General features: G+C 60.2%; 11 protein-coding genes. 2 read left to right on the top strand and 9 right to left on the bottom strand.

Annotated features, from left to right (window positions below; all coding sequences use genetic code 11):
- Nucleotides 1–189 precede the first annotated feature (189 nt).
- The 7 genes from I3J13_RS23820 to I3J13_RS23850 form a co-directional block, all read right to left on the bottom strand.
- Nucleotides 190–1,572, bottom strand: a complete 1,383-nt coding sequence (locus tag I3J13_RS23820; RefSeq protein ID WP_196380469.1) for an FGGY-family carbohydrate kinase — start codon at nt 1,570–1,572, stop codon at nt 190–192.
- Nucleotides 1,569–1,892, bottom strand: coding sequence for an L-rhamnose mutarotase (rhaM, locus tag I3J13_RS23825; protein WP_196380470.1), 324 nt, complete (start codon nt 1,890–1,892; stop codon nt 1,569–1,571). Before rhaM ends, I3J13_RS23820 begins: the two co-directional genes overlap by 4 nt.
- A gap of 3 nt (nt 1,893–1,895) precedes the next feature.
- Nucleotides 1,896–2,906, bottom strand: a complete 1,011-nt coding sequence (locus I3J13_RS23830; protein ID WP_196380471.1) for an ABC transporter permease — start codon at nt 2,904–2,906, stop codon at nt 1,896–1,898.
- The gene (locus I3J13_RS23835) at nt 2,903–3,904 is read right to left on the bottom strand and encodes an ABC transporter permease (protein WP_196380472.1); all 1,002 of its coding nucleotides are present in this window, start codon (nt 3,902–3,904) and stop codon (nt 2,903–2,905) included. Before I3J13_RS23835 ends, I3J13_RS23830 begins: the two co-directional genes overlap by 4 nt.
- Before the next feature lie 13 nt (nt 3,905–3,917).
- On the bottom strand, nt 3,918–5,453 hold the full coding sequence (locus tag I3J13_RS23840; protein WP_196380473.1) for a sugar ABC transporter ATP-binding protein: 1,536 nt from the start codon (nt 5,451–5,453) through the stop codon (nt 3,918–3,920).
- A 224-nt stretch (nt 5,454–5,677) separates the two neighbouring features.
- The gene (rhaS, locus tag I3J13_RS23845; RefSeq protein ID WP_142780569.1) at nt 5,678–6,688 is read right to left on the bottom strand and encodes a rhamnose ABC transporter substrate-binding protein; all 1,011 of its coding nucleotides are present in this window, start codon (nt 6,686–6,688) and stop codon (nt 5,678–5,680) included.
- 46 nt (nt 6,689–6,734) lie between these two features.
- Complete coding sequence (locus I3J13_RS23850) at nt 6,735–7,565, bottom strand: DeoR/GlpR family DNA-binding transcription regulator (RefSeq protein WP_196380474.1); 831 nt, start codon at nt 7,563–7,565, stop codon at nt 6,735–6,737.
- Nucleotides 7,566–7,765: 200 nt separating this feature from the next.
- Between I3J13_RS23850 and I3J13_RS23855 the strand changes: the two genes are divergently transcribed.
- Nucleotides 7,766–9,862 (top strand): bifunctional rhamnulose-1-phosphate aldolase/short-chain dehydrogenase, encoded by a 2,097-nt coding sequence (locus I3J13_RS23855; RefSeq protein WP_196380475.1) that lies wholly within the window; start codon nt 7,766–7,768, stop codon nt 9,860–9,862.
- Between the two features lie 233 nt (nt 9,863–10,095).
- The gene (rhaI, locus tag I3J13_RS23860) at nt 10,096–11,388 is read left to right on the top strand and encodes an L-rhamnose catabolism isomerase (protein ID WP_196380476.1); all 1,293 of its coding nucleotides are present in this window, start codon (nt 10,096–10,098) and stop codon (nt 11,386–11,388) included.
- Nucleotides 11,389–11,545: 157 nt separating this feature from the next.
- Here the strand turns inward: rhaI and panB are convergent, their stop codons facing one another.
- Complete coding sequence (panB, locus tag I3J13_RS23865) at nt 11,546–12,385, bottom strand: 3-methyl-2-oxobutanoate hydroxymethyltransferase (RefSeq protein WP_196380477.1); 840 nt, start codon at nt 12,383–12,385, stop codon at nt 11,546–11,548.
- Complete coding sequence (gene panC / locus I3J13_RS23870; RefSeq protein WP_196380478.1) at nt 12,382–13,260, bottom strand: pantoate--beta-alanine ligase; 879 nt, start codon at nt 13,258–13,260, stop codon at nt 12,382–12,384. The genes panB and panC overlap by 4 nt, the downstream gene beginning before the upstream one ends.
- Between the last annotated feature and the right edge of the window lie 43 nt (nt 13,261–13,303).

Below are 13,303 nucleotides of genomic sequence, written 5' to 3' on the forward strand. Positions count from 1 at the left end.
TCAATAGCTCAGGTCTCTTCGGCGTTTTCTTCGGGGCAACTCAAATCGCAAAGATCAATCTCGAAGATAAACTCTGACTGTCAGGGATGTCTCCGAACACATGTCAGGGATGTCTCCGGTCTTTACATCAAGCCCGAGGATGACGTTGCGTGTGGGGAGACGGACGGAGGTACTTCCCGCATCATGTCATCAGACGAGCTTTGCCTTCCAAGCCTCGTGATAAGAACCAAGTCCTTCAATGACGCCGGGGGCGAAATGACGCTCGCGGCCTCCTAGCGGCTTGGTGCCGGTAAGGAGAGCGGCACCGGCGCTGGTGCCGGTGGAACCGCTGACTGCGATCACTTCCGTATCGGCAAAACCCGCTAGCGCCTTCAGATAAAGGGTGTTGCTGGCGAAGGGGCCTTCAACGAGCGCTGGACCTTTTCGCCCGATAAGTGAAAGACTGAACTCCGTCATCAGGGCAAGATAAAGCGCCGCCGCCGCGTGTCTCTCGGCGACAGTGGCATTGTCGTCGCCTATCCAGCACGCTGTTTTATCGTGGAAGGGGCCGGAACCGCTGACAATGCTGGGCAACAGCATCATGCCTTTGGCAATCACGCTTTTGAACGCGGCCTCGATTGCCTCCTCCGGGGCATGCCCGAATTGCTGCGCCAGCATTTCATATTCCCTGCCGCCCATGAAGCGGGACGAGGGAACGGGACGGCCGAAAGCATCGACATTCAAGAGTGTGTCACGGGTGGGATCGAGCGTGCCCGCCGCGCCGCCGATGGCGAAATTCACCACCCAGGTGCCGGTGGAGACGACCGAAAAATCACCCTCCCGGCGTAGAAGATGCGGCAGGAGCGATGCGTTGGAATCGTGGATGCCACAATAGACCGGCATATGCGGTGAAAGACCTGTTTCCATTGCCAGCGACGGGCGGATTGTTCCCAGAACATCGAAAGCGGAGCGCACCGGCGCCATCAACTGCTCGATGCCGAGACACGCGACGAGCGAGGAGAAACTTCTCCGCCGTGGGTTCCATAGATCGGTATGGCAGCCGAGCGAGGTCGTTTCGGTCGCCTGAATGCCCGTCAGCCGTCCCGCCCAATATTGCGCATAGGTGACGATGCTGCGAACTCTGGAGAAGTCGTCCGGAAAGGCCGTTTTCTGGAAATGGATTTGCGCGCCAAGGTTCAGCCCGACGGGAAGCTGCGGTGAGCCGGTCTCGGCAAAATCGGGCCTGATGCCGCGATAGGCTTCTTCAATGGCTGCGGGATAGCCGTGTTCATAATCGAGCACCGGCATGGCGAGATCGCCGTTTCCATCGAGAAGTGCTGCCGAAGCGCCATGGGTGGTGATGGAAATCGCATCGAAACCGGGCTTCTGGCCGAACCGCTGAAGCGCGGAGAGAATGAAGCGCCAGAGCATTTCCACATCGTAATGCGGATAAATTCCATCGCGAAGGACGGGGTTCGCCTGTTTTTCGCCGGCAATCTCCTCGCCGCTGCCGGTGTCGATGACGACGACCTTGGCATTGGTCTTGCCGATATCGATGACCGCGACGCGGCCCGGTCTGATGCTCTCGCTCATGGCAGATGGAACACCGTTACCAGATCTTTTGCGGCCGGCGAATTATCGGGATTGCTCTCCATGATATCGGCCATGTGCGCCCACCACTTCTTCATCACGGGGTGATCGGGCAAGGCCGCCATGCCGTGGTTCTTCGGGCGCGTCAGTACGCCGAACAGGATGTTGGTTTCCGGGTCGAGATGGATGGAGTAATCGCTCACACCCGCCTCGTGCAGCAGTGTCACCAGTTCGGGCCATATCTCGTCATGGCGCTTTTTATATTCGGCCTCTTTTCCGGCAAAGAGTTTCATCTTGAAGGCGTGTTTTTCAAGTTCCGGCATGGCTTAACTTCTCATGGCCCGAAGGCGACGGACGACGATGGGGATGGCGATGGTGACGATGAGCAGCAGACCGACGAAGATCGACATGACGATACCAGGCACATTCAGAAGACCGAGCCCGAAGGTGACGAGGCCCATGACGAAAGCGGCGATGACAACGCCTGCGATGGTGCCGGAGCCGCCGAGGATGGAGACACCGCCCAGCACTACCATTGTCACCACCTCAAGCTCCCACCCTTGAGCGATGGACGGGCGCGTGGAGCCCAACCGCGACGTGAGGCAGACGGCAGCGATGCCGCTCATCAGGCCAGTGAGCAGGAACAGGATGAACTTCACCCGCTCCACCGGAATGCCCGAGAAACGGGCGGCGAAGGGGTTATTGCCGATCACATAGACCTGCCGGCCGAAATTGGTGGCGTGCAGCAGAATGGCGAAGAGGATGGCCATGGCGATGAACAGCACGAATTCGAAAGATATCACCCAGAAAACGTAACCCTGACCGAAATAGGCAAAATCGGCGGGATATTTGCCATAGGCCTGATCGCCCAGCACCATATAGGAAATGCCGCGAAACAGGCTCATCGTGCCGATGGTGACGACGATGGACGGCAGCTTCAGCCCTGCGACCAGAAAGCCGTTGAAGGCCCCGCACAAAAGCCCGGTGCCGATGCCGATGGCGACGAGGCCGGGCGTGCCTACCCCCATCTGAACTGCCGCACCCATGGCGGTGGAGGCGAGCGCGATGATGGCGGCGACGGACAGATCAATTTCGCCAGCGATGATCAGCAGCGCCATGGCGAAGGCGATGATCGCCTTTTCCGTGAAATTGAAGGTCGCATCCGACAGGTTCCACGCATTGAGGAAATAGGGCGAGGCCAGCGAATTGGCGATGAAGATGAGGATCGCAACGCCGAGCAGCAGCACTTCCCAGCTGGCCATGATGCGGCGTAGCGGCGTGCCGAGCTTGTCTGGAATGACGCGTGGGCTAAGTGTCGGTTGAGATGGCGTGCTCATGCTGCGGCCTCCCTGGCCTGATCGCTTGCTGCGCGGTCACGCAGGATGATACGGCCTTTTCGAGCTTCGGCACGGGCGTTGAAGACGACGGCGAGTACGATCACCACGCCGGAAATCGCCATCTGCGCGAAGGGCGAAATGCCGATGACGGGCAGGGCGTTCTTGATGACGCCGAGGAACAACGCGCCGAGCACCGCACCCGCGACCGAGCCGATGCCGCCGGCAATCGAGATGCCGCCGATCACATTCGCCGCCACGCTGTCCAGTTCGAAACCGGCGGCGATGTCGACATAGGCAACCGCATAACGCGATACCCAGAGATAGCTGGCGAGACCGGCAAGTGCGCCTGACAGCACGAAGGCGAAGAAGCGCGTGCGGCCGACATCGATGCCTGCATAGACGGCGGCACTCGGATTACCGCCCGACGCATAGGCCGAGCGGCCGAAGGAGGTGCGGCTGAGAACCAGCCAAGCACCGGCGATGATGAGGATGGCGACCCATGAAAGAACCGGCATGCCGAGGATCATGGTGCGCGGCACGTTGAGGAAGGTCGGCGAAAGCTGGTGCGCATTCACCCAGCCGCCGCCGGACAGAACGAAAGCCATGCCGCGATAGATGGTGAGCGTGCCGAGTGTGACGACGATCGGCGGAATGCCGAGCCACCAGACCAGCACGCCGTTGAGCGAGCCGAGAAATGCGCCGATGCCGACCGCCATGACGATGAGAAGCGGCAAGGGAATGCCCGGGAAGGCGGCATTGGTCATCGCCACCGCCATGCCGGTGAAGGCGAGATTGGCGGCAACCGAAAGATCGATGGATTTGGTGAGAATGACCGCCATCTGGCCAAGCGCCAGAATGATGAGGATGGAGGTATCGTTGAAGATATTGACGAGATTGCCGGGCCGGCCGAAGCCGGGGGCGCGCAGCGCGAAACCGGCGATCATGACGATAATGATGCCCGCCAGCAGCCATTCGCGATTTTTAAGTAGACGTTGCATGGTTTTGCCCCTCTCAGGCATTGCCGGTGGCGGCGCGCACCAGCTTTTCCGGAGAAAAATCGGCGCGTTCGAACTGGCCCGCCATCAGGCCTTCGCGCATGACGATGGCGCGGTCGGACATGCCGAGGATTTCGGGAAGTTCGGATGAAATCATGATGATCGAAAGCCCCTCGGCGGCAAGCTCGCTGATGAAACCATGCACGGCGGCCTTGGAGCCGATATCGATACCCTTGGTCGGTTCATCGAGAATGATGACCTTGGGCTGGGTGGCGAGCCATTTGCCGATCACCACCTTCTGCTGGTTGCCGCCTGAAAGCGTGCCGACCGGCACCGAAAGGGCGGCCGCGCGCAGATCGAGCCGCGAGGCGTATTTGCGCGCCAGCGCGAATTCATTGGCGGCGGCGAGAAACCCCTTGCGCGAGGTGCGCGTGAGCGATGGCAGCGACATGTTCTGGTAGATCGGCATGTCGAGCGCCAGCCCGTGGCGGCCGCGCTCCTCCGGCACATAAACGATGCCGGCGCGGATCGCGTCTTCCGGTGAGCGGATGGAAAGCGGCTGGCCTTCCAGCGATACCTGCCCTGAAGCCGGCCGGGTAATGCCGAAAAGCGACTGGCAAAGCTCGGAGCGGCCCGCGCCGATCAGCCCGTAAAGGCCGAGAATCTCGCCCTTGCGCAGCTCGAGCGAAATATCGCGGAATTCCGTCTGATGCGAATAATCGCGCACCGAAAGAACCGTCGGACCAAGGGCGACGGCCTGCTTGGGAAAGGCGTTCGTCACGTCGCGACCGACCATCAGCCGTACAATCTCGTCCTGCGGCGTGGCCGCAAGATTGCCCGCACCGACCATTTTCCCGTCGCGGAACACGGCGTAATTCTCCGCGATTTCATAGACTTCATCGAACTTGTGGCTGATGAAGAGGATTGCCTTGCCCTGCCGCTTCAGGTTTTCGACGATGCGAAAGAGATCGTCGATCTCCTTGCGGGAAAGGGCGGCCGTCGGCTCGTCCATGATGACGATGCGCGCCTCGACCGACAGCGCGCGGGCGATTGCGACGAGATGGCGTTGGGCGATGGACAGGTCCTTCAGCCGGATCGTCGGATCGATGGTGCTTTCGAGTTGTTCCAGCAGGGTTCTGGCGCGTGTGTTGATGGTCTTCCAGTCGATCAGGCCGAAACGCCCCTTCGGCGCATGGCCGAGGAAGATGTTTTCGCCGACGGAAAGCTCGTCGAACAGCACGGTTTCCTGATGAATGGCGGTTACGCCGGCATCGATGGCGTCCTGCGCGCTGTGAAAATGGACGGGCTGGCCATCAAGAAGGATTTCGCCCTCGTTCGGGCGATAGATGCCGGTGAGGATTTTGACGAGCGTGGATTTGCCCGCACCGTTCTCGCCGATCAGCGCGGTGACCTTGCCGGGGTAAAGCGCGATATCGACGCCATCCAGCGCTTTGACGCCGGGGAATATCTGGCTGATGCCGCGCATTTCGAGAATGGGCGTTGAATTTGAAGCCTCGACGACATCTAAAATTTTCGTTTCGATACGCATCATCCGTCTTACCGGTCAGTTTGATTGAAGCGGTGAAGGGCACCCCCCTCTGCCCTGCCGGGCATCTCCCCCTCAAGGGGGGAGATCGATATGCGGCACCGTTGAGGCCATCACTAAAGTTGAGAGTGAGCGAGTATTATCGTCTGGCTGATCTCCCCCCTTGAGGGGGAGATGCCCGGCAGGGCAGAGGGGGGTAACCCTCCACCCGCCGTCAGCCACTACTCAGATCAAAAAATCTTCGAGAACTGATCGATATTCTTCGCATCATAAACAAACGGATCGGCCATCGCCGCTTCGCTGTTTTCGCCAACCTTGATCTTGCCCATGCGGCCGGCTTCGATTTCCGAGCCCGGCTTGCCATCGGTTTCGCCCTTCACCAGGCGATAGGCGATCTGGGTGGCGGAGTAGCCGAGGTCGATCGGGTTCCAGATGGCGAATTCCTTGGTTGCGCCCGACTTGATGGCGCCGGCCATTTCAGACGGCAGGCCAAGGCCGGTCACATAGACCTGACCGATCTTGCCCGCATCTTTCACGGCCTGCGAGGCGGCGAGAACGCCAACCGTTGTCGGCGCGACGATGACCTTCACATTCGGCTGCGAGGAGAGCAGGCCCTGCGCTTCGCGGTAGCTCTTGTCGGCAAGATCGTCGCCGTAAACCGTGGTGACGAGGTTGAGGCCGGGGAAATCCTTCAGCTGCTTCTTCATCTCGTCGATCCAGATATTCTGGTTCGTGGAGGTGGTGGTGGCCGAAAGAATGGCGAAATCGCCCTTGCCGCCTTCCAGATGCGATGCGGCGAGCTGCAGGCACATCTTGCCGATCAGTGCGTTGGAAGAGGGATTGAGCTGGAGAATGCGGCCTTCCGGCGCCACGCCGGAATCCCAGGAGATGACCTTGATGCCGCGCTGGGCCGCCTTTTTCAGCGCCGGAACCACGGCGTCGGGGTCATTGGCGGAAATGGCGATGGCATCGACGCCCTGCGCGATCAGCGAATTGATGACTTCGATCTGACCTTCCGCCGTGGTGCTGGTCGGGCCGGTATAGATGATCTCGACGCCGCCGAGGTCCTTTGCGGCCTCCTGCGCGCCCTTGTTGGCGGCTTCGAAAAAGCCGTTGCCGAGCGATTTGACCACCAGTGCGATCTTCACATCGGCGGCCTGGGCAACGCTGCCCAGCCCTGCGACGGAGAGCGCCGCGCCAAGCGCCAGAGCGCTCGTCAATGTTCTGCGTGTAAGTTTCATGTCCCTTTTCCTCCCGTTTTGAACCTTTTCCTCCCTCCGGTGCTCCTCAGGCGACCGAAGAAGAATCCTCATCATCCGGAGGGGCGGCTGTCTTGCCATCCCTCACAGCGCCGACGACCAGCAATTCCACGCCGGCATCTTCCACCATCCTCGCCGCCTCATCGGAAATCCCGTCATCGGTGATGATGGTCGAGACATTTTCGAGCGGGCATAAAATGAGGCTGGATCGCTTTCTGAATTTCGATGAATCGACCATCACGATCAGCTCTTCCGCCTGTCGCATCAGCTTCTGCTCGCTCTGGATAACCAGCGCGTCGGATTCCATGATGCCGAGCGCGCCCACGCCCTGCGCACCGAGAAAAATCCGCCGCGCATAAAAATTGCGGATCGCATCGTTCTCGAAAGGCGACAGGATAAGGCTCTGGTCGCGATAGATCGCGCCGCCCGGCACGCTGACATTGCATTTGGAATGCTTGACCAGATGCTCGGCGATGGCGAAAGAATTGGTCATCACCTGCAGGCGGCGCGCCGCCATGTAATGCACCATCTGGAATGTCGTCGTGCCGCCATTCAGAATGATCGCGTCGCCATCGTTGCAGAGATCGACCGCTTTGCGCGCAATTGCGCGTTTCTTGTCGATATTGACCGATTCGGACACGCGGAACGGCCGGGCGGCGAGATTGCCGAGCTGCGGCGGATGCACCGCTTCCGCCCCGCCGCGCACGCGGCGCAACTTGCCCTGAACATGCAGGGACGCGATATCCCGGCGGATCGTCGCTTCCGACGCATCCGTCAGTTCGGCAATATCCTGCACCGTCACGACAGCTTTTTCCTGCGTGGCGCTCAAGATGATGCGATGGCGTTCGCGTTCGTGCATGGGGTCCTCCTGATCGTGATTATTCGCAATCTCTTTACGTTGTCAATCAAGAACGATCAAATTAATCAATATCGCGCTGCAACATGAAAATTTATGATCGTTTTTGATTGACATTATGCTTTTGGATGCGCGATATCTGCCATCAAAGGAGGCGGGCCGGTATCGGCTCCGCGAATGCAGACAGATATTGGGAGGAAGACATGACGGGAAAATCCCGCCTTCTCGAAAGCCGTTGGGACGATGCCTATGCCAAAACGCTCGATGAGCCGGGCAAGCTGCTTTATCGCTCCAATCTGCTCGGCGCCGACAAGCGCATCACCAACTATGGCGGCGGCAATACATCCGCAAAGGTGCTTGAGACCGATCCGCTGACGGGCGAGAAGGTCCGCGTCATGTGGGTGAAGGGCTCCGGCGGCGATGTCGGCACCATCAAGCTCGATGGTTTTGCAACGCTTTATCTCGACAAGCTGGACGCGCTGAAGGGCATTTACAAGGGCGTTGCGGATGAAGACCGCATGGTCGGCTTCCTGCCGCATTGCACCTTCAATCTCAATCCGCGCGCGGCTTCCATCGATACGCCGCTGCACGGTTTCGTGCCTTACGATCATGTCGACCACATGCATCCGGACGCGATCATCGCCATTGCTGCCTCGAATAATTCGAAAGAGCTGACACAGCAGATTTTCGGTGACGATATTGGCTGGCTGCCCTGGCGTCGCCCCGGTTTCCAGCTCGGTCTCGATCTCGAAGCTTTCGTCAAGGCCAACCCAAAGGCCAAAGGTGTCGTGCTGGAAAGCCACGGCCTGTTCACCTGGGATAATGACGCCAAGGCGTGTTACGAGCTGACGCTTGCCATCATCAACAAGGCGATCGAATGGTTTGCGGCCAAGACCGAAGGCAAGACGATTTTCGGCGGCGCGGTGGCGAAGAGCTTGCCGGTTGCCGAACGCCGTGCCATCGCAGCCCGGCTGATGCCGGAAATCCGTGGCCGCATCGGCCGTGAGGAACGCAAGCTCGGCCATTTCGACGATCAGGATGCGGTTCTCGAATTCGTCAACTCCAAGGATCTGAAACCGCTCGGACATCTCGGCACATCCTGCCCGGATCATTTCCTGCGCACCAAAATTCGCCCGCTGATCCTCGATCTCGATACGGCCAATCCCGATGTGGATGCGCTAACGGCCGGCCTCGACAAGGCGCTTGAAGCTTACCGCGCCGATTATACCCGCTACTATGAAGCCTGCCGCCACGATAATTCGCCGAAGATGCGCGATCCGAATCCGGTGATTTTCCTGATCCCCGGCGTTGGCATGTTGTCCTTCGCCAAGGACAAGGCCACCGCCCGCATTGCCGGCGAATTTTACGTCAACGCCATCAACGTCATGCGTGGTGCTTCCACCGTGTCCGAATATCAGGGCCTCCCCGAACAGGAAGCCTTCGATATCGAATATTGGCTGCTGGAAGAGGCAAAGCTGCAGCGCATGCCAAAGCCGAAGAGCCTTGCCGGCCGGGTGGCATTCGTCACCGGCGGTGCTGGCGGTATCGGCCGGGCGACGGCGGAAAGGCTGGCGAGCGAGGGCGCCTGCGTTGTGCTGGCTGATATTGACGAAGCGGCGTTGGAAGCTGCCAAGGGCGATTTCGTCAAGCGTTACAGCGCTGACGCGGTGCGCAGCGTGAAGCTGGATGTGACGAAAGAGGATGCCGTCATCGCGGCCTTCGCGGAAGCGAGCGTGGAATTCGGCGGCGTGGATATCCTCGTTTCCAATGCTGGCATCGCTTCCTCCGCGCCGGTGGAAGATACGACGCTTGCCATGTGGAACAAAAATATCGACATTCTCGCCACCGGCTATTTCCTCGTCTCGCGGGAAGCATTCCGGCTGCTGCGGCGTCAGAATCTCGGCGGCAACGTCGTTTTCGTCGCCTCGAAAAACGGTCTCGCTTCCTCGCCCAATGCCTCCGCCTATTGCACGGCGAAGGCTGCGGAAATTCATCTGGCTCGTTGCCTCGCCCTCGAAGGGGCGGAAGCGGGCATTCGCGTCAATACCGTCAATCCCGATGCCGTGCTGCGCGGTTCGAAAATCTGGAGCGGCGAGTGGCGCGAACAGCGCGCGGCCTCATCCAAGATCGAAGTGACCGATCTTGAGGAACATTACCGCAAGCGCTCGATGCTGAAGCTCAATGTCTTCCCGGAAGATATCGCCGAGGCGATCTACTTCCTGGCGTCCGACGCCTCCGCCAAGTCGACCGGCAACATCATCAATGTCGATGCTGGTAATGCGCAGAGTTTTACGCGTTAGGGTGTCGGTGGATACCGACATATAAAAAGACACGATGCTTTGGGAAGTGGCGAAAGTCCCACCTCCGTCATTCCGGCCTTGAGCCGGAATCCAGCAGCCGCGCGTCTGCGCGGCGAGAGAGTCTTCTCAGCCCAAAGACTTGGGCTGGCTGGATTCCGGCTCAAGGCCGGAATGACGGGGTGGTGGCGTCGCGGGTCGAAGCACCTGTTATGTTCATTGCCCGGGAGGAAGAGATGACCGAGACGAAAATCGCCGCCGATGTGATCGCGGCCGAAAACGACAAACGCGCCGCGGCGCTGAAGGACGACTACGAGGCGCTGGGCAACCAGCTTGCGCGTCGCAACATCGATATCGAGGCCGTTACGGCCAAGGTCGCGGAATTTTTCGTCGCCGTGCCCTCCTGGGGCGTTGGCACTGGCGGCACCCGCTTTGCCCGTTTTCCCGGCACGGGCGAGCCGCGCGGCATTTTCGACAAGCTGGATGATTGCGCCGTCATCAACCAGCTGACACGGGCGACGCCCAACGTTTCCCTGCATATTCCGTGGGACAAGGAAGACCCGAAGCGATTGAAAGCCCATGCCGATGCGCTGGGTCTCGGCTTCGACGCCATGAATTCCAACACGTTTTCGGATGCGCCGGGCCAGAGCCATTCCTACAAATACGGTTCGCTCAGCCACACGGACGCCGCCACGCGCCAGCAGGCCGTCGAGCACAACATCGAATGTATCGAGATCGGCAATGCCATCGGCTCGAAGGCGCTGACGGTTTGGGTGGGTGATGGTTCGAACTTCCCCGGCCAGAGCAATTTCACCAGAAGTTTCGAGCGCTATCTCGCCGCCATGGCCGATATCTACAAGGCGCTGCCGGATGACTGGCGCATCTTTTCCGAACACAAGATGTACGAGCCGGCCTTCTATTCGACCGTCGTGCAGGACTGGGGCACCAATTATCTCATCGCCAATACGCTCGGCGAAAAGGCCTTCTGCCTCGTCGATCTCGGCCACCATGCGCCGAACACCAATATCGAGATGATCGTCGCCCGGCTCATCCAGTTCGGCAAGCTCGGCGGTTTCCATTTCAACGACAGCAAATATGGCGATGACGATCTGGATGCCGGTTCAATCGAGCCATACCGCCTGTTCCTCGTTTTCAACGAGCTGGTGGATGCCGAACATCGCGGTGTGAAGGGTTTCCATCCCGCCCATATGATCGACCAGTCGCACAATGTGACGGACCCGATCGAAAGTCTGATCTCCAGCGCCAACGAAATCCGCCGCGCCTATGCGCAGGCGCTGCTGGTGGATCGCGCGGCTCTCGACGGCTACCAGCAGGACAATGATGCGCTGATGGCCTCCGATATGCTGAAGCGGGCCTATCGCACCGATGTCGAACCGATTCTTGCCCAGGCGCGGCAATTGGCGGGCGGCGCTATCGATCCGGTCGCGACTTATCGTGCGAGCGGCTATCGCAGCCATGTTGCGGCGAAGCGCCCGGCTTCGGTTGGCGGCAGCGGCGGGATTGTATAGGGGCGTTGTTTTTTTTGGGGACGTCCTCCACACCCGTCACCCCGGACTTGATCCGGGGTCCAGTGCGGTCAAGTCCTTGATCGCGCAAGAGTCTTTCACGGCGCAGACGCGCCGTGGCTGGATGCCGGATCGAGTCCGGCATGACGGAAATATAGTGTCACTTCCCCGAAGGCGATTGCCGGCGCACCTGAAACGTGTGCTCCGGCCCGGGAAACGCCCCCGAGCGGACTTCATCGGCATAGGCGGCGGCTGCTTCCGAGACCGCCGGGCCCAGATCGGCGAAACGCTTGACGAATTTCGGTTTGAAATCGGTGAAAAGGCCAAGCATGTCGTCGGAAACGAGCACCTGCCCGTCGCAGGCCGGCGATGCGCCGATGCCAACCGTGGGTGCGGCGAGTTTTTCGGTCAGTTCGCGGGCGAGTGGCTCGACGGTGCCTTCCACGACGATGGCGAAGACGCCCGCCTGATCGACCGCAATCGCGTCACGCCAGATTTTTTGCGTTTCCGCATCCGAATGCCCGAGCGAGCGGAAGCCGCCGGCGGTGTGCACCAGCTGCGGCATGAGCCCGACGTGGCCGAACACCGGAATGCCGCGCGCCACCAGAAAGGCGATGGTTTCGGCCATTTCCTCGCCACCTTCCAGCTTCACGCCGTCGCAGCCGGTTTCCTGCATCAGCCGCACGGCATTGCGGAACGCCTGTTCCTTGGATTCCTGATAGGTGCCGAAGGGAAGATCGACGATGACGCAGGCATGTTCGACGCCACGCATGACGGCGCGGCCATGGGCGATCATCATATCCAGCGTGACGCCGACCGTCGTGTCCATGCCGTAAAGCACCATGCCGAGGGAATCGCCGACCAGGAGCAGATCGCAATGCGGATCGAGCAGGCGGGCAATCGGCGTCGTATAGGCGGTGAGGCAGACGATGCGCGCACCGCCTTTCATTTGCTTGATGGAGGCTGTCGTCAGCCGCTTCTGTTTCGCGTGCGTGCTCATCGTGCAGCCTCCTGTTTGCCGGTTTTATTACGTCCGATGACGCGGTTGTCGAGAAGGCGGGTGTTGCCGACCCGCACGAACAGTGCCACCAGCACAGGCCCCGCCTGCAGCGAAGCCACGGGGGCCAGCGTGTCGGGATCGCGCACCGCCACGACTTCGGGCAACGCCAGCTTCTCCTTGGCAATGAATTTTTCTATCGCCGCTTCTAAAGTGGCCGGGTCGTCGCAGCCCTCATTGTACAGCCGCTCGGCCTCATCAAGCGCGCGCGGCACAATTACGGCGGCGGCACGCTCTTCAAGGCTCAGGTAGACATTGCGCGAGGAGCAGGCGAGCCCATCCGCCTCACGTACGGTGGCGACGGGAACGACGCGGACTGGCTGGGCGAGATCGTCCACCATGCGCCGGATCAGCGTTACCTGCTGGTAGTCCTTTTCTCCGAAATAGGCGGCATCCGGCTGCACGAGATTAAACAGCTTGGTCACGACGGTGGTAACGCCGGCGAAATGCCCCGGGCGCACCGCGCCTTCCAGCTGGCTGCCCAGTTTTGGCACATCCACCACGGTCTGCATCGGGCGCGGATACATCTCCGTAACCTCGGGTGCGAAAACAATGTCGACACCTGCCTCTTCCAGCAGCGCGCTATCGCGGGCGAGATCGCGGGGGTAACGGGCAAGATCCTCATTGGCTCCGAATTGCAGCGGATTGACGAAGATCGAGACCACCGTCACGTCGTTCTCCGCTTTCGCTCTGGCAACCAGCGTCAGATGGCCGATATGCAAAAAACCCATGGTCGGCACGAAGCCGACGGTCTTGCCATCGCGGCGAAACGTGGTGGTCAGACCGCGCAACTCGGCGACGGTTTTTACAAGCTGCATGGGTCTCCTCCGGCTTCCCCGATCACCGCCCGGCGAAAGGTGC

This window comes from Agrobacterium leguminum, assembly GCF_015704895.1.
GTDB classification, from domain to species: Bacteria; Pseudomonadota; Alphaproteobacteria; order Rhizobiales; family Rhizobiaceae; genus Agrobacterium; species Agrobacterium leguminum.